The organism is Echinicola strongylocentroti, assembly GCF_003260975.1.
Taxonomy (GTDB): Bacteria; Bacteroidota; Bacteroidia; order Cytophagales; family Cyclobacteriaceae; genus Echinicola; species Echinicola strongylocentroti.
On the sequence record NZ_CP030041.1, the window covers coordinates 5,378,551 to 5,395,833 of the forward strand.

Annotated in this window: 18 protein-coding genes; 3 read left to right on the top strand and 15 right to left on the bottom strand. The window is 43.1% G+C overall.

Features of this window, described 5'->3' with window-relative positions:
* The 6 genes from DN752_RS21290 to DN752_RS21315 form a co-directional block, all read right to left on the bottom strand.
* Complete coding sequence (locus DN752_RS21290) at positions 1-852, bottom strand: transketolase (RefSeq protein ID WP_112785849.1); 852 nt, start codon at positions 850-852, stop codon at positions 1-3.
* Positions 853-862: 10 nt separating this feature from the next.
* On the bottom strand, positions 863-1,312 hold the full coding sequence (gene bcp, locus DN752_RS21295; RefSeq protein WP_112785850.1) for a thioredoxin-dependent thiol peroxidase: 450 nt from the start codon (positions 1,310-1,312) through the stop codon (positions 863-865).
* Between the two features lie 67 nt (positions 1,313-1,379).
* Positions 1,380-3,248, bottom strand: a complete 1,869-nt coding sequence (locus DN752_RS21300; protein WP_112785851.1) for a M23 family metallopeptidase — start codon at positions 3,246-3,248, stop codon at positions 1,380-1,382.
* A complete protein-coding gene (locus tag DN752_RS21305; RefSeq protein ID WP_112785852.1) occupies positions 3,235-3,846 on the bottom strand; it encodes a fumarylacetoacetate hydrolase family protein in 612 nt (203 codons plus the stop codon). The genes DN752_RS21300 and DN752_RS21305 overlap by 14 nt, the downstream gene beginning before the upstream one ends.
* Positions 3,847-3,995: 149 nt before the next feature.
* Complete coding sequence (locus DN752_RS21310; RefSeq protein ID WP_112785853.1) at positions 3,996-4,865, bottom strand: pirin family protein; 870 nt, start codon at positions 4,863-4,865, stop codon at positions 3,996-3,998.
* Between the two features lie 23 nt (positions 4,866-4,888).
* Positions 4,889-5,383 carry a hypothetical protein gene (locus DN752_RS21315; RefSeq protein WP_112785854.1) on the bottom strand — a complete coding sequence of 165 codons (495 nt, stop codon included), beginning with the start codon at positions 5,381-5,383 and terminating at the stop codon, positions 4,889-4,891.
* Between the two features lie 595 nt (positions 5,384-5,978).
* On the opposite strand from DN752_RS21315, the gene DN752_RS21320 reads away from it, so the two are divergent.
* Positions 5,979-6,644 (top strand): MCP four helix bundle domain-containing protein, encoded by a 666-nt coding sequence (locus DN752_RS21320; RefSeq protein WP_112785855.1) that lies wholly within the window; start codon positions 5,979-5,981, stop codon positions 6,642-6,644.
* Positions 6,645-6,708: 64 nt separating this feature from the next.
* Positions 6,709-8,457, top strand: coding sequence for an ABC transporter ATP-binding protein (locus tag DN752_RS21325; RefSeq protein ID WP_112785856.1), 1,749 nt, complete (start codon positions 6,709-6,711; stop codon positions 8,455-8,457).
* Between the two features lie 102 nt (positions 8,458-8,559).
* On the opposite strand, the gene DN752_RS21330 is transcribed toward DN752_RS21325, so the two are convergent.
* From DN752_RS21330 to DN752_RS21370, 9 genes are all read right to left on the bottom strand, one after another.
* Positions 8,560-10,125, bottom strand: a complete 1,566-nt coding sequence (locus DN752_RS21330) for a M56 family metallopeptidase (protein ID WP_112785857.1) — start codon at positions 10,123-10,125, stop codon at positions 8,560-8,562.
* The gene (locus DN752_RS21335; RefSeq protein ID WP_112785858.1) at positions 10,122-10,493 is read right to left on the bottom strand and encodes a BlaI/MecI/CopY family transcriptional regulator; all 372 of its coding nucleotides are present in this window, start codon (positions 10,491-10,493) and stop codon (positions 10,122-10,124) included. The genes DN752_RS21330 and DN752_RS21335 overlap by 4 nt, the downstream gene beginning before the upstream one ends.
* 116 nt (positions 10,494-10,609) lie before the next feature.
* The gene (locus DN752_RS21340; protein ID WP_112785859.1) at positions 10,610-10,942 is read right to left on the bottom strand and encodes an L-rhamnose mutarotase; all 333 of its coding nucleotides are present in this window, start codon (positions 10,940-10,942) and stop codon (positions 10,610-10,612) included.
* 4 nt (positions 10,943-10,946) lie between these two features.
* Positions 10,947-11,396 carry an RES family NAD+ phosphorylase gene (locus tag DN752_RS21345; protein WP_112785860.1) on the bottom strand — a complete coding sequence of 150 codons (450 nt, stop codon included), beginning with the start codon at positions 11,394-11,396 and terminating at the stop codon, positions 10,947-10,949.
* A gap of 6 nt (positions 11,397-11,402) precedes the next feature.
* On the bottom strand, positions 11,403-11,861 hold the full coding sequence (gene parS / locus DN752_RS21350) for a type II RES/Xre toxin-antitoxin system antitoxin (RefSeq protein WP_112785861.1): 459 nt from the start codon (positions 11,859-11,861) through the stop codon (positions 11,403-11,405).
* Between the two features lie 71 nt (positions 11,862-11,932).
* Entirely contained in the window at positions 11,933-12,757 is an 825-nt protein-coding gene (locus tag DN752_RS21355) for an amidohydrolase family protein (RefSeq protein ID WP_112785862.1), read from the bottom strand.
* Between the two features lie 266 nt (positions 12,758-13,023).
* Positions 13,024-13,881, bottom strand: a complete 858-nt coding sequence (locus tag DN752_RS21360) for a fumarylacetoacetate hydrolase family protein (RefSeq protein ID WP_112785863.1) — start codon at positions 13,879-13,881, stop codon at positions 13,024-13,026.
* Between the two features lie 125 nt (positions 13,882-14,006).
* Positions 14,007-14,762 carry an SDR family NAD(P)-dependent oxidoreductase gene (locus DN752_RS21365; RefSeq protein WP_112785864.1) on the bottom strand — a complete coding sequence of 252 codons (756 nt, stop codon included), beginning with the start codon at positions 14,760-14,762 and terminating at the stop codon, positions 14,007-14,009.
* Between the two features lie 137 nt (positions 14,763-14,899).
* Positions 14,900-16,213 carry an L-fuconate dehydratase gene (locus DN752_RS21370; protein WP_112785865.1) on the bottom strand — a complete coding sequence of 438 codons (1,314 nt, stop codon included), beginning with the start codon at positions 16,211-16,213 and terminating at the stop codon, positions 14,900-14,902.
* A 197-nt stretch (positions 16,214-16,410) separates the two neighbouring features.
* On the opposite strand from DN752_RS21370, the gene DN752_RS21375 reads away from it, so the two are divergent.
* Positions 16,411-17,283 carry an AraC family transcriptional regulator gene (locus DN752_RS21375; protein ID WP_112785866.1) on the top strand — a complete coding sequence of 291 codons (873 nt, stop codon included), beginning with the start codon at positions 16,411-16,413 and terminating at the stop codon, positions 17,281-17,283.

Genomic DNA, 17,283 nt, shown 5'->3' on the forward strand with positions numbered 1-17,283 from the left:
TTAATAGTCGCCAAGGGTTTCTTCCAGCTGACCAAGTGCATCCGCCAATTGCTCATCGTTTGGAGCAACTCCGTGCCACTTGTGTGTGCCTACCATGAAGTCCACTCCATAGCCCATGTCGGTATGGAGCAGGTTCAGTACAGGCTTGCCTTTGCCAAGAAGGGTTCGGGCATATTCCAAACTGGAAACTACAGCTTCCATATCATTGCCTTTCAAGGTGTCAATAACTTCCCATCCAAAAGCTTCCCACTTTGCTTTTAGGTCATTGAGGTTCATTACTGCATCAGTAGGACCGTCGATCTGCTGGCCGTTAAAGTCAATGGTAGCGATCAAATTGTCCACTTTGTGGTGTGGAGCATACATGGCAGCTTCCCAGATTTGACCTTCTTGTTGCTCGCCGTCGCCCATCAGGGCGTATACGACACCGTCGTCACCATCGATCTTTTTGGCTTGGGCAGCTCCGATGGCTACGGATAGGCCTTGGCCCAAAGATCCAGATGCTATGCGAATGCCCGGAAGGCCTTCCTCTACTGCTGGGTGTCCTTGCAGACGGCTGTTGATTTTTCTGAAGGTCTTTAGCTCATCTACGTTAAAATATCCACTTCTGGCCAATACACTGTACCAAACTGGGGAAATATGTCCATTTGAAAGAAAGAAGAGGTCTTCGCCTTTTCCTTCCATGGAGAAATCACTATTGTGTTTCAATTGGTTAAAGTACAGGGCTACGAAAAATTCAGTACATCCCAAAGATGCTCCAGGGTGTCCTGACTGTACATCATGCACCATACGCACAATGTCCCGTCTCACCTGTGAGGCGGTTTTCTTAAGTTGTTCGGTTGATAGTTTTTCCATTTTAAAGGAATTATTTAAGGATTTGATTTGAATGTTCTTTGGTTTTTACCTTTTCGATGATGTCAGCGATATTACCTTCTTCATCGATCACAAAGGTGGTACGGACGGTGCCCATGTAGGTCCTGCCGTAGTTTTTCTTTTCTCTCCAAGTATTATAAAGGTTGTGGACGGTTTTGTCCTCGTCAGCGATCAGCGGAAAGGGCAGCTCATGTTTCTCTATGAACTTTTTGTGCGATTTTTCAGAATCCGTGCTGATGCCCAATACCACATATCCTGCATCCAAAAGGGCTTGGTAATTGTCCCTCAAGTCACAGGCTTGGGCAGTACATCCTGGGGTGTTGTCTTTTGGATAAAAGTATAGAACCACTTTTTTGCCTTTGTAATCCGACAGTTTTATGGTGTTACCGTCCTGGTCTTTCGCTTCAAAATCAGGTGCTTGATTTCCTGTTTCCAATGACATAAGTTAAGTGTTTTATAGGTTTAAGTGTTTTTTTGACATTTAAATTTCTGAAATATTATTCAAAAACCTAAAGTTTACGACTAAAAACTGAATAATTGCCTGCGTTATCCGTGACTTTTAGTTCGAATTGGCCTTTGAAAGGTGCATTGTCCTGCTTTTGGGTCCAAATTACACCGTTTTTATGTTCAAACCGCAAGATCACCCATTTTCCGTCAATCCTGGCTTCGAAGCGCTTGATTCCGGAGAGATTGTCCCTGATCGAAAAGCGCAACTGGGAGGAGTTGACACGGATGGCGCGGATACTTGGGGCTGTTTCGTCCTTGACCAATACAAAAGTACCAAAATATTTCGTTTTGAAAGTGATATGCCCATCATTCCATGTGCCTCCAAGAAATCGCTTGTAGCCATTATTGTAGAGCTGGTACACATACACATGTTCTCTAGGGCCCGTATAATCACTTACGTCCATGCTTACTTCTATTTCATTCCTTAAATAATCGCCTCGATCGTCATTGACTTTGACGGAAGGGCGGTTATAATAGGTGCTTCTCTCGGTTTGGAGAAACAGGGTCTCCAATAGGGCATCTTTGGGAAAATGGATGGCGGTATGGCCATCATTGAAGTAATATTCCTTGTTAAATGGGATTTTGGCCTGCAGTGCAGGCTGGATCATTTCCGAGCAGACATCTACCGAGTCCGGAAGCCCAAAGTCCATGTCCCAAATATAAGTCCTGAACCTGGGATCTTCATAGGACATCATTACATCCATCATCATGCCATTGACGTAAAACTTGGCCAATTTGTGCCCTTCTGTTTTATCCGCCCGAATGATCATCCAGTTACGAATATACTCCACCTTTTTGCGGCTAGCGCTGTAGCTGCCCACATCATGGGTTTCCTTTTCACCTTTGAAGCTCAGCTCAAGCAGGCTTTCGTTTCCGAAAACGTCCTCCAAGCGGACCGTTACCTCCTTTATACTGTCGGCAGCCACTTCGATGGCACCGCTGTATAAACTATCCGGGCTGTAGAAATCAAATTGGTTGAAAGCTGTAGTGTAAAGTTTTGTATAGCGGTTTTGGTGCGTATGGGTCAATAGAAACCTGCCTAAGTTAAAATCGATTCTATCGATATTGACATCAAATGTTTTCTGGCCTTCCTCGTAGATTTCAAAGTGGGGAAAACCATTGGGATTATAGGCACCATCCAGCTTGTCGTATCCACTGACTTCGATGCCTACTTTTCCGGTTATGGAGATATTGCCATCTACTACGAACTTATGGTCACGGTAATTTAACCTGAGCACGGTCCGTTCGAATTTTCCATTGATCCTGCTTTCTAGCGTAAGCGGGGTGATGGCCACGGCGCGGACAGTGGGAGAGGTGCTGTCCTTGACTTCACTGAAGCCAAACTTCAGTGGGTCAAGTGCCCTGTCCAAGGAGTCCCTGATCTCAAAATGAAGGTGCGGCCCTCCAGAGCTGCCGGTATTTCCCGAATAAGCGATTATCTCCCCTTTTTTGACAGGAACTGCCATGGAGTCGGGATAGATCTCTAGGTCATTTTCCTCTGCCGCTGTCATTTTTTGCCACATAAACTTGGCGATGCGGGCGTTAAAGTCTTTGAGGTGCCCGTAGAGGGTGTATTGGCCATTTGGGTGTTTGAGATAGAGGACATTGCCATAGCCATAAGAGGATACCTTCATGCGGTATACGTATCCATCCGCAGCGGCATATACGGGCAACCCCTGACGACCTTCCGTCTTGATGTCAATACCACTGTGGAAGTGATTGGGACGGATTTCACTCATGTTGCCTGAGAGGTAATTGCGCTCTCCGGGTTTTATGGGGAATTGGTAATATCCTTTTTCTATTTGGGCAAATAAAGAATTGCTATTCCAGGTACATAAAAACAGCAGTAGAAGTAAACTACTTAATCTCAAAATCCATTAGTTTTTGGTCTTCGATATAGGCTTCAAGTCGGTCACCGGCGGTTACTTTTCCTACTCCCGCAGGAGTGCCAGTAAAGATAAGGTCACCTTTTTTTAACGTAAAAAACTGGGAAACATATTCGATGATCACTCCAAAATCAAAAAGCATCGTCGAAGTGTTGCCTTTTTGCTTGAGTTTACCATTGATATCCAAGTGGAAATTAATATCTGCAAAATCCTTGAAGTCACTGACAGGTAGAAATCCTCCTATAGGTGCTGAGCCATTGAATGCTTTGGCTATTTCCCATGGCAACCCTTTTTCCTTACACCGCTGCTGCACATCCCTCGCCGTAAAATCAATGCCAATTCCTATCTCCCCAAAATAACGATGGGCAAACTCCTTCTTGATAAACTTGCCTTCTTTGTTTATTTTCAATACCAATTCCACTTCGTGATGTACGTCATTGGAAAATTCAGGCAAGTAAAATGGCAGGTTGTTCTTTATGATCGCCGTGTCTGGCTTGAGAAAAACCACTGGTTGCTCAGGTCTTTCGTTTTCTAATTCCTCGATATGCTTGGCGTAATTTCGCCCTATGGCTATGATCTTCATGAAAAGATAGTATTGGATTTTTTAAGTTTTCACAAATAAACAGTATAAGGGCGGATTAATAAAATGTTTGAGAGGGATAATGGTAGATTATGCTAGGAATAAAGTAGTAAATATGGGGATTTGTGCTGATATAAAAAGGCTCACCAAGCCTACGGCCATGGGATATACGAATCATCGCCTTTTACCATTGGCCAGTCCTTACTTTTCCATTTTGCTTTGGCTGTTTCGATGGTGGACTTTTCACTGGCCACGAAGTTCCACTCAATGAAGCGCTCTTCTGGAAATGCAGGGCCACCAAATAAGATGATGTGGCTGTCTTTTTTGACCTTGAGGGCACATTGGTTGTCGATCTTGGAAACCAGCAGATTGTCCTTTCTTACCACATTGTCACAGGCATTGACTTCGCCCGTGACGATACAGATCCCAATCTCCCCTTCCAAGTGTCCAACGATTTCTAAATCATAGTCAGCGGAGGTTTTGATATCGATCATAAATAGCTCCGAATGCACGGGAACGGGGGAAGTTTTTCCATAACCTTTGCCCGCTACTAGGGTGAAAGATGCACCTTGGTCTATCCACTGTGGTAGGTCTTTGGCATCGATATGATGAAACTGGGGTTCTATGAATTCTTTTTCTTTGGGGAGTGCTACCCAGATTTGATAGCCGTGAATGGGGTAGGTTCCACCATTTCGCATGTCAGGAGGTGTGCGTTCGGTGTGCGTGACACCACGGCCTGCTGTCATCCAGTTTACCGAACCCGGAGCGATACGTTGCTTGGTACCCAAGCTGTCTTCATGGACCATTTCCCCTTCCAGTAAAAAAGTAAGTGTAGAAAGGCCTATGTGGGGATGCTGTCCGATATCCATATAGTGGCCAGGCTTTACTTCAGAAGGACCCATATGGTCAATAAACACAAATGGACCAACCATTCTTTTGGTTCTGAAAGGTAATAGTCGTCCCACTAGAAAGTCACCGATATCGCGGCTTCTTTCGGGAATAATCAGGTCTTTATTGGACATGTTGCATTAAGTTGGAATAAGGACTATAATTTAGCCAGATTCCACTTAAGTACCAATGGTTGGGGAAAGAGAAAGTTCTTAATTGCCGTAAAGAAAAAGCGCTTGCCTTTCTGTTCGAATTGTTCCTTATGTTGTCTATGTTGACGTTCTTTGGCTTTTTTCAAATTGTTCAACGAGAATAGTTTTACGGTAAATGTTCGTTGAAATACTTCTACTTCAGTGATATCCAGTTCGGTTTCTCCGATTTCCTGATTACCGTATATCATGGTGATCTCAGCATTTCCTTGTAGAGCAGGATGATCCATTGATGAGAGCAGTTTATGGTGCAGTTCATCCGTTTGGATGGAGTTGTCAGCTGGATTGTTTTCTGAAAGGTATACTTGAATACGGTTATTTTGTTTCAGTACTATTTTGGAAATGGAAAAGCCTTCTGTGATGAATAGTCCAGGTAGGTATTCAACTTTGATAGGCATTTTAGGTGTCAGCTGCAAGAGCTGTATAAAATCTTTGGCTTTCATATCGATCTCCTTCTTTTATATGATATTACGGATTTTTTTAACCCTGTGGTCACAAATATGACTAAAAAAAGTGAATGATGTGAAATAGATAAGTTAGAATAATCATACGATTTATGGCTTAAATAATAGAATTGTTCATGGTTTTAGTGTTTCGTGTTTTGAAAATTGCATTTTATATAAAGCAAAGTGAATAATGTAGTGTTTTTAGGGTTAATAAAAATTAACAAAAAAATATAACTGTTTATATACTAATAAGTTAAAAGTGCTTTTTTTGAGGTGGACAGGCAAATTAGACTGGATTTGTTGAGGCATGATTGTTTTTTTTAAAAATGCTGTTGGTTTCTGTACGATAAAATGGACTATGTGGCTTTTCTGTTTGGTTAAAGGGTGTTTTTAAATGCGAAAAGTTATTCAAACTTGTTCTAAAGTAAAGGAAATTAACCTTTTTTTGACACCTATTTTAGATGAATTCCGTAAAACATAATAAGTTTGTTAAATTATTGTTAATCAGTTAAAAATGTTCAATTATAGCAGCTAGTGGACACGGGTTGATTGTCGGTTGTGTAGCTGCGAAAACAGGACATGGGAACGTATTATGAAATGGATATATAGCATCAAGAACAGAATGACCATTGCCATCCTTTTGATGGTGTTGTTCGTTTCGGTGTTTGTCAAGAACATGCTTGACGAAGAGAATGTGTCAGACCTGACCACATCATGTTCGACCATTTATCAGGACAGGTTATTGCCTGAAAGCTATATTTATCACCTGTCCGACTTTCTGTACAAAAAGGAGCGGTTACTGGATGACTGTGTGAGTAAAGTCGACTATTTGGACCTCAGTGAAAAGAACATTGGGTATAATACCTCTATGGATTCGATCATGGTGGCCTTTGAAGAGACCTATTTGACCCCTGATGAAGACGTAGTCTTAAGTGACCTGAAAGAGAATATCCACGGTATATACGTGGTGGAAGGTGTTTTGACAGGCGGAGGTGATTTGGCATCTTTTGATCAGGCAAAAGAGGATGCAGAGGTGTTGATAGCAAAAGCGGCCAAAAACCTGGAGGACTTATCGGATATCCAACTTACCGTAGGGAAGCAAGTAAATGACGATTCCAAAAGGATAATGGCTGGCAGCTCCATCCTCACCCGTTTTGAAACGGCCATTTTGGTGATATTGGGAGTGGTGATCAATGCATTGATTTTTGGCGTTATTTCCAGCAGGAGTAAAATGAAACAACGACCACACTTGAATTAAACAATATACTAAGAACTAATAAGGGGCAATTTTCGTTGAGAATTGCCCCATTTTTATGCGCAATATGTCAAAGAATAAGAACGAAAGAAAAGTAACCATCGGCCATGTCTTCAAAACCCTCATTTGGCCCAGGAGGAAACAACTGTTTATTGGTCTTTTCTTGATCATCATCAGCCGATTGGCGGGATTGGTGCTTCCAGGAGCGAGTAAATACCTGATGGATGAAGTCATCCCCAACAGCAACATGCAGCTGTTGAAGTGGTTGGTGATTGCTGTCGGAGTGGCCGTGACGGTGCAGGCGGTAACGAGCTTTGCCCTTACCCAGATTTTGAGTGTGGAGGCACAGCACCTGATTGCCAAGCTAAGGGCAAAAGTTCAGCGTCATATTATCCGCTTACCACTCCGTTTTTTTGACAATACCAAAACCGGGGAGCTGGTATCCAGGATCATGACGGATGTAGAAGGGGTACGTAACCTCGTAGGTACCGGACTGGCACAGATGGTAGGTGGAGTACTGACGTCGGTGATCTGCTTGGGACTGTTGATTTATATCAGCCCAATGATGACGCTTTATGTGTTGGTTCCGGTAATTATCTTCGGCTTGATTTCTTTAAAGGCTTTTGGGAAAATCAGGCCTATTTTTAGGGAAAGGGGAAAGATCAATGCTGAGGTGACAGGAAGACTCACGGAAACTCTAGGAGGCATTCGTGTCATCAAGGGCTTCAATGCAGAAGACCAAGAAGTAAAAACATTTGAAGATGGCGTGCTGCGATTGTTCCTTAATGTCAAATCAAGTTTGACCACCACGAGCATGGTCACCAGTGCTGCAACATTACTGTTGGGGCTGGCCTCAGCGGGGATCATGGGCATTGGCGGGTATATGATCATGCAGGAGCAGCTTACTTTTGGGGATTTTCTGGCTTTTACCTTGTATTTGGGCTTTATGATTGCCCCGATCGTACAGATGAGCAATATCGGGAGCCAGCTGACAGAGGCCTTTGCAGGGCTTGACAGGACAGAGGAGATCATGAACATTCCCTTGGAAGAAGATGATAAAAATAGAAACATCCAATTGCCCGCCATCAAAGGCGATGTAAGGTTCAGTCAAGTGAGTTTTGCTTACGAGGAGGAAAAGCGTGTGGTAAAGGAAGTTAGTTTTGAAGCAGATGCTGGTACGATGACGGCTTTGGTGGGGACATCTGGATCAGGGAAGACCACTATTGCGGGATTGGTCGCTTCCTTTCTAAACCCCGAAAGTGGGGTGATTACCATTGACGGGAAAGACCTGCAGCAAGTCAGTTTATCCAGCTACAGGGGACAGCTGGGAGTGGTGCTGCAGGATGATTTTCTCTTTGAAGGTACTATTAGGGACAATATTTTATTTCCTAGGCCGGAAGCGAGTACAGAGGAGTTGATGCAGGCCGTTTTTGCTGCCCATGTGCATGAGTTTACAGATCGGTTTGAAGATGGCTTGGATACCATGATAGGGGAGCGGGGAGTAAAGCTCTCAGGGGGACAGAAGCAACGAATAGCCATCGCCAGGGCTATCTTGGCTGATCCTCGTATTTTGATCTTGGATGAAGCGACTTCTAATCTCGATACAGAAAGCGAGACCCTGATACAGGAGAGTCTTAAGAAATTGATGAAAGGGAGGACTTCTTTCGTGATTGCCCACCGCCTAAGTACCATTCGCCAAGCCGATCAGATTCTGGTGGTAGAAAAAGGGGAGATTGTAGAGCGTGGCCAGCATGATGAATTGATGGAGATAAAAGGCAGGTATTATGAACTCTATACTTATCAGGCAAGAATATAGGTAGGGTAAGGAGAAAGTAGTGGGGGATGAGTTTTGAGTCTTGAGTATTGAGACGTGAGTCTTGGGGTTGAGACCTCTGCATAAAAGTGAATGGTGACGGATTTATTGGTCAGTGAGCACTTCAGATGGGGGCTTGACATTGTATTTTTCTATTTTCCATTGAGGGATATTGCCATAAATTTGCTGTAGTTCACTGAGTTTTCCGCCCAATTGCCCAACGTATTTTTTTGGATGCTTTTGGTGTTCGTAATAGATTTCAAGGGCTCTTTTATAGACGGAAATCCCGTCATAACCCGTTCTGTTAAGGAAATAGGCCCAATAAAATTCATTGTTGGTCATTAAATGAACCTCTATTTCATAGTCGTATTTCTCTCCGTTGGTTTTCGTATAGTTTCTTCGATAATTCCACAAGGCAATGTCTTCCTTTTTGTATTTTTTCAATTCGCTTTTTGAGATTTGCTTTCTATCCACCCAGACAGCGTATTCTGGGTTATTACTCCATTCTTTAAGTTGGAAATTTGTGGGATGTTTTTTGTCCAAGACGGGAGGTGCAGGAATACTGCTCATTTTAGGTGCTTTTTCTTTTTGTTGATTGGACATTAAATCCCATAATTGCCTCATGCGGTCAATGTCTATCTCTCGGAGGTCGACACTTCCATTTTTATCCATACTATCTTCAAAACGCTGATAGTGCGTTTTAAGCTCCTCTAAATATTCATTTTGTCCGCCAATTGGCTCGTGAGTATTTATGAGAGGTTTGGAAACTGATTTGGGTCTCTGTGGCTTCATGCTGAAAAGAAGCGTTAATCCCAAGGCTATGGGGATAGCTATAAAGCATTTTGATAGAATGCTGGTTTTATTGGTGGTTTTGTACATCATTTTCATTCTATTTTTGGTAAGTGAATGATTTGAATAGCTGGCAAAATGGCATTGCTGTTGTTGGCTGGCGTAGGAAAGTAATAGGAGTTGATAGTCTTTGATATTCCCAAATTGACGGTTCACGGATTCATCGGCCAAATACTCGTGATTGAGCTGAATGGCTTTTTTGTAAAAGCGTAGAATGGGATTGAACCAAAAAATAGTTTTTAAGAGCTCAATGAACACTATATCAAGGCTGTGCCATTGTTTGGCGTGCGTTATCTCATGATGGTATAACTGGGCATCCAATCGGTTGTTTTTATATTCTGAGCTGTTCACAAAAACATAATTCAAAAAGGTAAACGGTGTACCTTTATCGGTGTCCATTACTACCTTGATTCCGTCTTGATCAACTATTTGACAGGTTTTGATTCGCTTATGAAAGCTCCAAATGCCTCTGACAAAACGAAATAGGGAAATCATGAAACAACAACCATAAATAAAACTGAACATTTGCTCAATAGAGAGGGCAGGTGAAATAGGTGGTGGATCAGAAAGTAAGGGCTGCTGAACTGGTGCTTCCAGCTCTTTGGGGAGGTGCGAGACGGATTCAACAAGGACAGGGAAGTGTTTTAGCTCGGGAGTGGATGAAAAGGGTGAATGAAAAAGTGGAGCCGTAAAGGAAATTATCAAACTGCCAATGAGGTAGTAGCGATTGAACCAGAAGATTTTTTCCTTTGAAAGAAATACATGGTAAGCCAAATAAAAGAGCAAAAGTCCAATGGCCGACTTTATAAGGTAAGCAATCATGGTTTTTTGTTTTTAAGTTGCTGGTCGATGAGCCTTTTGAGGTCCTGTAATTCCTCCTCGCTCATATCTGTTTCTGATGTAAAGAAGGATGCAAACTGAGCCGGGGAGTTGTCAAAGAAGTTCTTGATCAATCCTTTTACGTGATAGCCGAAATAGGTGTTTTTTTTGATTAGCGGATAATATTCCCGCGAATTGCCGAAGGTTCTGTACGCTACGAATTTTTTATCAGCCATTCTTTTGAGCAAAGTGGCCACTGTGGTGGGGGCTGGCTTTGGATCAGGATAGGCAAGGAGTAAATCCTTCATAAATGCCGTCCCCATTTTCCAGAGGTAATTCATCAATTGTTCTTCACTTGCAGACAGCTTCATTTCTATGTTTTTAGAGTCGTTTCTATAAATGTAGAAACAAAGCGCCAGAAAGTCAACTATTTGGTTAGTTAAATTTATTCTCTATGAATATTGGACTCTAGGAGGGATAAAAAGAACTACAATTCAAATACTTTCTTCATGACTTGCCATTTTTCGCCTTGAGGTACGCCGGGCAGGCCTTGCTGGTAAGTCCACATCAGGTCTTCCCATTCCTTTACTTTTGGATTGGAAGCGTCCATGGCGGCTTTTTTCTCAAAAGAAAAATCTTCATCTGTTTCCATGATCATGAAGAGCCGGTTTTCCCAGCGATAGATTTCCATCATGTGGATACCAGCCTCCTTGATGCTCTTTTGGATTTCCGGCCAGACGGCTTGATGGTATTCTTCGTATTCTGCGATTAGCCTTGGATCATTTTTCAGGTCCAGTGCCATGGTGTATCTCTTTGACATATTTCTAATTAGTTAACCTTGGATCAAAATGGAATGGTTGTCGATCGATAATTTTGACTTCTTTATAAGTTGGGTTTTGGCAATTTAATATGAAGTTGTGAGAGCTATGGATGATACAGCTGGGAACTTTTAGGGCTACTGTTTTATTTTTTGTTACCCATTTTTCACCTAATTCTGCAAGGATAGTGGGGGCAGGATAGGCTTTCCAATTGGGAGGTAATTCTTCAACGGACAATGAAGTGATATTGTCTGGGCATTTGAGAATGACGATATCCAGTTCAGGAACAAGCATTGGAGGAGTATGGACGATTGTTTCCAGCAGAGCGATTTCTTTGTTTTCTCCAGTGTAAAGAACAGGCGTTCCCTTTTTGTTCCAGCGTCCACCGAACAATGCAGCTCCTGTGCCAGATAGATCTCCTGCGTATTTGCGGTTTACAATCCTATAAATAAGCATATCCCCTTAACTATAAACCCCATGTTCAATTCTACCTAGTATATCCCTTACTTTAGATATACCCCCTGGTACTTCCAATAACTCGTGTGGTTCTATACCTCCAAGGGCAGTATTGGGAAGATTGAGCCATTTGTTGAAATTTTCTTTACTATCGAATACTTCAATACCATAAAGAAATAAATCGGTAAGCTCGAATAGTAGAATGGAATAATTACGGTCTAAAGGTTTTTTGGCTTTGATCCATCTGTAAAGTGTTGGAGAAGATATGTTCAACATGTGAGCGGTATCTTCTCTTGATATATTGAAGTAGTCCTTGAAGTTTTTTACAATGGATGAACTGATGCCTTTCTTAGCGATATGGATAAAATCGTAAGGACTGTTGATGGTCTCTTTTACATGATCTTTTCCTAGTACCTCTACAAGCTTTTTATAGTGTTCGGTAGTTTGATGGCTATCTTTGATCATTTGACAAATTATTTTATTAAATGAACGAAATTTGTGCCGTATTGTTTCAGTTCAGTACCAAAAAACAATTATCAAATACCATAAAACCCTGCAGCCGTATTTCCCATAATGTCGGCTTGCTCGTGTTGACTTAGCTGGTGGATGTAATTCTCGACGATGGTTACATTTAATGGATAGTCTGCTGCTACTTGGGCCACTGGCCAGTCACTTCCAAACATCAACCTTTTGGTGCCAAAAGCCTCAAAAACCACATCCATGTATGGTTTCAACCCCTCTTTTGTCCAATTGCTCCAATCCGCTTCTGTGACCATTCCGGAGACTTTGCAGAAGACGTTTTCCCTTTTTGCCAGCCGGTTCATCTTTGTGGCCCATTCGTCTATTTTGCCATCTTTGATATACGGTTTGGCTAGATGGTCGATCACAAAGGGCTGTTGGGGGAATTGGGTCACCAGATCGGTGGCCTCGTCCAAGTGGTGGGGGAAAATGAGGATATCGTAGGTGAAACCGAATTTTTGGAGATGGCTGATCCCATTTCTGAAGGACGGTGCTGCCATCAGCTCGGGAGGTTGGCCTTGGAGGATCATCCTGAATCCTGTCATATTAGGTTCTTGGGCATATTTTTCTAGATCCATCAAGATGTTTTCTGAGGATAGGTCCACCCATCCCACTACTTTTTTGATCCAAGGGTTTTGGCTTGCTAGATCGAGCAAAAAAGTATTTTCCTCAAATGATTCGTCAGCCTGAACCACCACGCTTCCATCAATTCCTTCCTTATCCAAAAGGGGCTTTAAGTCCGCTGGCAAAAAATCCCGTTGGATGACCTGCATGCTGTCATCTATCCAAGCATGTTTATCTGCGTTATACTGCCAAAAATGCTGATGAGCATCGATTTTCATATTGTTTACGTTGGTTTTTGGGTTTAACCCGGAATATGCATTAGCCTATCTACGCCACGGCGCACAGGTGTTGCGACCTTAAACTGCTTCAAAATCAGCCGTTTCACTTTAGTTTTCGGCATAACCGTAGCGGTGCTACGCTAATGCCTCCAAACTAACTGATTTTCTTGTAATTTCAGCTCTCACTACGATTCCTAACGCATAATCCGGGTTGAAAAAAGAAAGCCTGCCAATCGTTTGACTGGCAGGCAAAGCAATCGTTGAAATTATCCTTTATAATTCACGGCCTTTTGACTGGAAGTGCCGAGTCCATCGATGCCCAGTTCAACCACATCACCTTCTTTTAGGTACGTAGGCGGGTTCAGGCCGAGTCCTACGCCTGCAGGTGTTCCGGTGGAAATGATATCACCAGGTAGCAGTGTCATATAGTTGCTCAGGTGACTTACCAAGGTAGGGATGTCGAATACCAAGTCAGAAGTATTGCTGTCTTGGAGCATCTTGCCATTGAGTTTTAACCAAAGTCTCAGGTTGTGTGGGTCCTTGATTTCGTCTTTGGTAACCAAGTATGGTCCGAGTGGAGAGAAGTGGTCATTGCTCTTTCCTTTTACCCATTGCCCACCATGATTGAGTTGGAAGTCACGCTCTGATACGTCGTTAAGCAGACAGTATCCGGCTACATAGTCCATGGCGTTGTCCTTGTCCACATAGCTGGCTTTTTTACCGATCATTACGGCAAGTTCCACTTCCCAGTCGGTCTTTTCGGAGTTGCGCGGGATGATGATATTGTCATTCGGGCCACATAGGGAAGAAGTAGCTTTCATGAAGATCACGGGCTGCTTAGGCACGTCCATTCCGCTTTCTTTGGCGTGAAGGGAGTAGTTCAGTCCGATGCAGATAATTTTGGATGGGCGCTTGATGGGAGGGCCGAGGCGAACATCACCGCTGATTTCCGGACAGTTGGCTTCGTTGCTTTCCAGCCATGTAGCGAGTCTATTGAGACCGTCTTTGTCCAAGAAGTCTTCTGTCCAATCTTCTCCGAAGGCACTGCAGTCTATGCGGGTTCCATTGGCTTTTTCAATACCTGGTTTTTCTTCCCCAGGGTTTCCAAATCGTAATAATTTCATGTGTAGTTATTAGGTTACTTAGTTGCTTGATTTTTTGTCAGGGGATTTGCCCATCCCCTTTAGTCGGGCTCAGGATTTTAAATCCTGAACCCGCTGGACTGTCATAAGATCAGTCAGGGCCGAAGTTACATCTTCAAGCTGACAAACCCTCCGTCTATCGGGTAGTTTCCGCCAGTAAGAAATGACGCCTCATCTGAGCTGAGGTACAGGGCCATCGCCGCAATTTCCTCTGGTTTGCCCATTCTTCCGATAGGCTGGGTAGCGGCTAGCTTGTCAAACATTTCTTTTTCTTTGCCCGGGTAGTTTTTGGCCAAGAAGCCATCCACGAAAGGGGTGTGTACCCGTCCCGGGGCGATGCTGTTGACACGGATATTGTATTCGACATAATCTCTGGCCATCGAAAGGGTCATGGCAAAGACAGCCCCTTTGGTCATGGAATAGGCAAATCGATCTGGGAGTCCCATGGTCGAGGCAATAGAGGCCATATTGATGATGGAGCCGCCATTTTCTTTCATTTTGGGAAGTGTGCCCAAGCTGCAGTTATAGATCCCTTTGACATTTACTTGATAGAGCCTGTCAAAGTCATCTTCCCCTGTGTTTTCCAAGTTTCCAATATGTGAAATCCCTGCGTTGTTGACCAATACGTCAATATTTCCGGGAATAGAAGCAATGGTGTCCTGCATTTCAGAGGTCTTCGACACATCTCCTTGGAGAAAAGTAACCGTAAGCCCTTTTGCGATGAGGTCATTGGCCGCTTTTTCCCCTGCCTTTTGGTCATAATCAATAAAAAAAACGTTGGCGCCTTCTTCGGCAAAACGAGTGGTCATGGCCAAGCCAATGCCACTTGCCCCTCCTGTAATTAAGATGGTTTTATTTTTCATAATTATATTTCGTCCAATTTTCTGTATGGCAAGCTAATCAGTTTCACCTAAAAGCCTGTCCTGTGGAATGCTGAAAATTTTTGGCGGTTTTCACCGTTTATTGAACCCAGAATAGGTATTAGATAATCTATTACGGTTTAGGCCTTGGCAGTTTCTTCATTCCATACAGGCCCAGTGGCAAAGTCATATTCTGCCAAGGATTCCGCTTTGATTTCGATGCTGTATCCCGGGAGTTTTGGAGCTTGGTAGCGACCGTTCTTGATGATCACCGGATCAATGAAGTGTTCATGCAGGTGATCGACATATTCGATGACACGGCCTTCCATGGTGCCACTGATGGAAATAAAGTCTACCATGGACAAGTGTTGCACATATTCACAAAGTCCGACTCCTCCGGCATGTGGACATACTGGGATGTCAAATTTTTTGGCAATGAGCATTATGGCCAAATTCTCGTTTACACCGCCTACGCGGCAGCTATCGATCTGGCAGATTTGGAGTGCTCCTGCTTTCATGAGCTGTTTGAAGATGACCCTGTTTTGGCAGTGTTCACCAGTGGCTACCAAGATAGGATGAACTGCGTCAGCAATGGCCTTATGCCCTAGAATATCATCCGGACTGGTTGGCTCCTCAATCCATAGCGGATTAAATTTAGCCAATTCTTTCATATTTTCAATGGCTTCTGCTACTTCCCATCGTTGGTTGGCATCCATCATCAGGTACATCTCGTTACCGATTTCTTCTCTGATGATCCCCGCCCGACGGATGTCGTCCTGCAAGTTGGCACCGACCTTCATCTTAATGTGTTTCCAGCCTTCTTGTTTGGCTTCGCGACATAGTCTTCTGATTTTTTCATCAGAGTAGCCTAGCCACCCAGCAGAGGTGGTATATCCTGGGTACCCGTTTTCTTCAAGGTACCTGACCCGTTCTTCTTTGCCTTCAGCAGTTTCTTTCAGTATAGCAAGGGCTTCTTCCTTGGTCAGTACATCGGTGATGTAGGTGAAGTCGATGCAGGATAGCAATTGCTCAGGAGTCATGTCACCCAGAAGTTTCCATAACGGTTTTTCTTCCACTTTGGCATAAAGGTCCCATACAGCGTTTACCAAGGCACCAGTGGCCAAGTGGACTACGCCCTTTTCTGGTCCAAGCCACCTGATCTGACTATCACTGTTTACCTCTCTCCAGAATGCTCCCATATCAGCGGTAAGGTCTGAGAGGTCTTTGCCAATCACATGATGGGCAATTGCCTCCAATGCAGCACAACATATTTCGTTGCCCCGGCCAATGGTGAAGGTAAGGCCATGGCCTTCTAGGTCCGTTTGGTTGGTTTTTAGAATAATGTAGGCTGCGGAATAATCCGGGTCTGGGTTCATGGCGTCTGAGCCATGTTTTTCCTTGCTGGTAGGAAACCGAATGTCTTTGACTTGATAGTCAGTAATTTTAATGCTCATGTATGAAAACTTGATAGGTTTAACTTTCTACTTTAAATGGTCTTGCAAGTTGGAGTTTTAGGGGCTTTTATTCTACATTAATCTTCGTTATATGTGATACTATTTTTGCGTTTAATCTGTTTTTATTGTTTCTGATAGATAATATTTGTATTATTGAATGTTCTTTGTTGTTGGAACAGACTACTCACCCAGTGATTATGAAAGCCAAGTTATTAGAAAGAAAAAGTCCTTTTGGTCGTTCATTTATGGTGGCACACCATTCCTATCCATACTTTTTGGATGTCTGGCACTATCATAGTGAACTGGAACTGGTGTACATTACCAAAAGTAGCGGCACGAGGTTTATCGGGGACAATATCGAGCAATTTAAAGAAGGTGATTTGATCCTAATTGGAGAGAATCTTCCCCACCTTTGGCAAAATGACCCAGAATATTTCTCTTCCAAAGAGGAAGGCGGTGCGCAGGCGTATAGTATCCATTTCAAAAAGGATTTTGCAGGGGCGGAGTTTTTGATGCTGCCTGAGATGAAGGACATTCGTTCACTGCTTGATAGGGCCAATCAAGGAATAAAGTTTACTGGAAAAATCCATGATAATGCGTTGGAAATTTTTCATGAGCTGTCAGTGCTGGAAGGCATTCACAAACTGGTAAAGCTCATGGAGTTTTTAGCGGTCCTGGCCGAAGAGAAGGATTATGAAATACTTAGCACGGATGGCTTTAGCTTTCCGCTTCACATCTCTGGGGACGACAGAGTGGATAAGGTTTTTTCATTTACATTTAATAATTTTAAGCGTAACATTTCCCTTGAAGAGGTGGCCGATCTGGTGCACTTGAACCCGACAGCTTTTTGCCGGTATTTTAAAAAGGCAACGAAAAAGACCTATTCAAAATTTCTCAATGAAATCAGGGTGGGGTATGCCTGCAAATTGCTGATTGAAGAGCGGTTGAATATTTCGGAAGTAGGCTATGAATGTGGCTTTAACAACTTGTCAAATTTTAATCGCCAATTCAAAAACGTGATGGATATTTCTCCTTCAGAATACCTCAAAAAGCACAAAAAACACCGATAG

Excerpts from the sequence above, each read along its gene's own strand:
- DN752_RS21370 (WP_112785865.1), bottom strand. The coding sequence starts at position 16,213 with ATGAGCATTAAAATTACTGACTATCAAGTCAAAGACATTCGGTTTCCT.
- DN752_RS21360 (WP_112785863.1), bottom strand. The coding sequence starts at position 13,881 with ATGAAATTATTACGATTTGGAAACCCTGGGGAAGAAAAACCAGGTATT.
- DN752_RS21325 (WP_112785856.1), top strand. The coding sequence starts at position 6,709 with ATGTCAAAGAATAAGAACGAAAGAAAAGTAACCATCGGCCATGTCTTC.
- DN752_RS21345 (WP_112785860.1), bottom strand. The coding sequence starts at position 11,396 with ATGCTTATTTATAGGATTGTAAACCGCAAATACGCAGGAGATCTATCT.
- DN752_RS21310 (WP_112785853.1), bottom strand. The coding sequence starts at position 4,865 with ATGTCCAATAAAGACCTGATTATTCCCGAAAGAAGCCGCGATATCGGT.
- DN752_RS21315 (WP_112785854.1), bottom strand. The coding sequence starts at position 5,383 with ATGAAAGCCAAAGATTTTATACAGCTCTTGCAGCTGACACCTAAAATG.
- DN752_RS21320 (WP_112785855.1), top strand. The coding sequence starts at position 5,979 with ATGAAATGGATATATAGCATCAAGAACAGAATGACCATTGCCATCCTT.
- DN752_RS21290 (WP_112785849.1), bottom strand. The coding sequence starts at position 852 with ATGGAAAAACTATCAACCGAACAACTTAAGAAAACCGCCTCACAGGTG.
- DN752_RS21305 (WP_112785852.1), bottom strand. The coding sequence starts at position 3,846 with ATGAAGATCATAGCCATAGGGCGAAATTACGCCAAGCATATCGAGGAA.
- DN752_RS21335 (WP_112785858.1), bottom strand. The coding sequence starts at position 10,493 with ATGAAGCTGTCTGCAAGTGAAGAACAATTGATGAATTACCTCTGGAAA.
- DN752_RS21375 (WP_112785866.1), top strand. The coding sequence starts at position 16,411 with ATGAAAGCCAAGTTATTAGAAAGAAAAAGTCCTTTTGGTCGTTCATTT.
- parS (WP_112785861.1), bottom strand. The coding sequence starts at position 11,861 with ATGATCAAAGATAGCCATCAAACTACCGAACACTATAAAAAGCTTGTA.
- DN752_RS21340 (WP_112785859.1), bottom strand. The coding sequence starts at position 10,942 with ATGTCAAAGAGATACACCATGGCACTGGACCTGAAAAATGATCCAAGG.
- DN752_RS21365 (WP_112785864.1), bottom strand. The coding sequence starts at position 14,762 with ATGAAAAATAAAACCATCTTAATTACAGGAGGGGCAAGTGGCATTGGC.
- DN752_RS21330 (WP_112785857.1), bottom strand. The coding sequence starts at position 10,125 with ATGATTGCTTACCTTATAAAGTCGGCCATTGGACTTTTGCTCTTTTAT.
- bcp (WP_112785850.1), bottom strand. The coding sequence starts at position 1,312 with ATGTCATTGGAAACAGGAAATCAAGCACCTGATTTTGAAGCGAAAGAC.
- DN752_RS21355 (WP_112785862.1), bottom strand. The coding sequence starts at position 12,757 with ATGAAAATCGATGCTCATCAGCATTTTTGGCAGTATAACGCAGATAAA.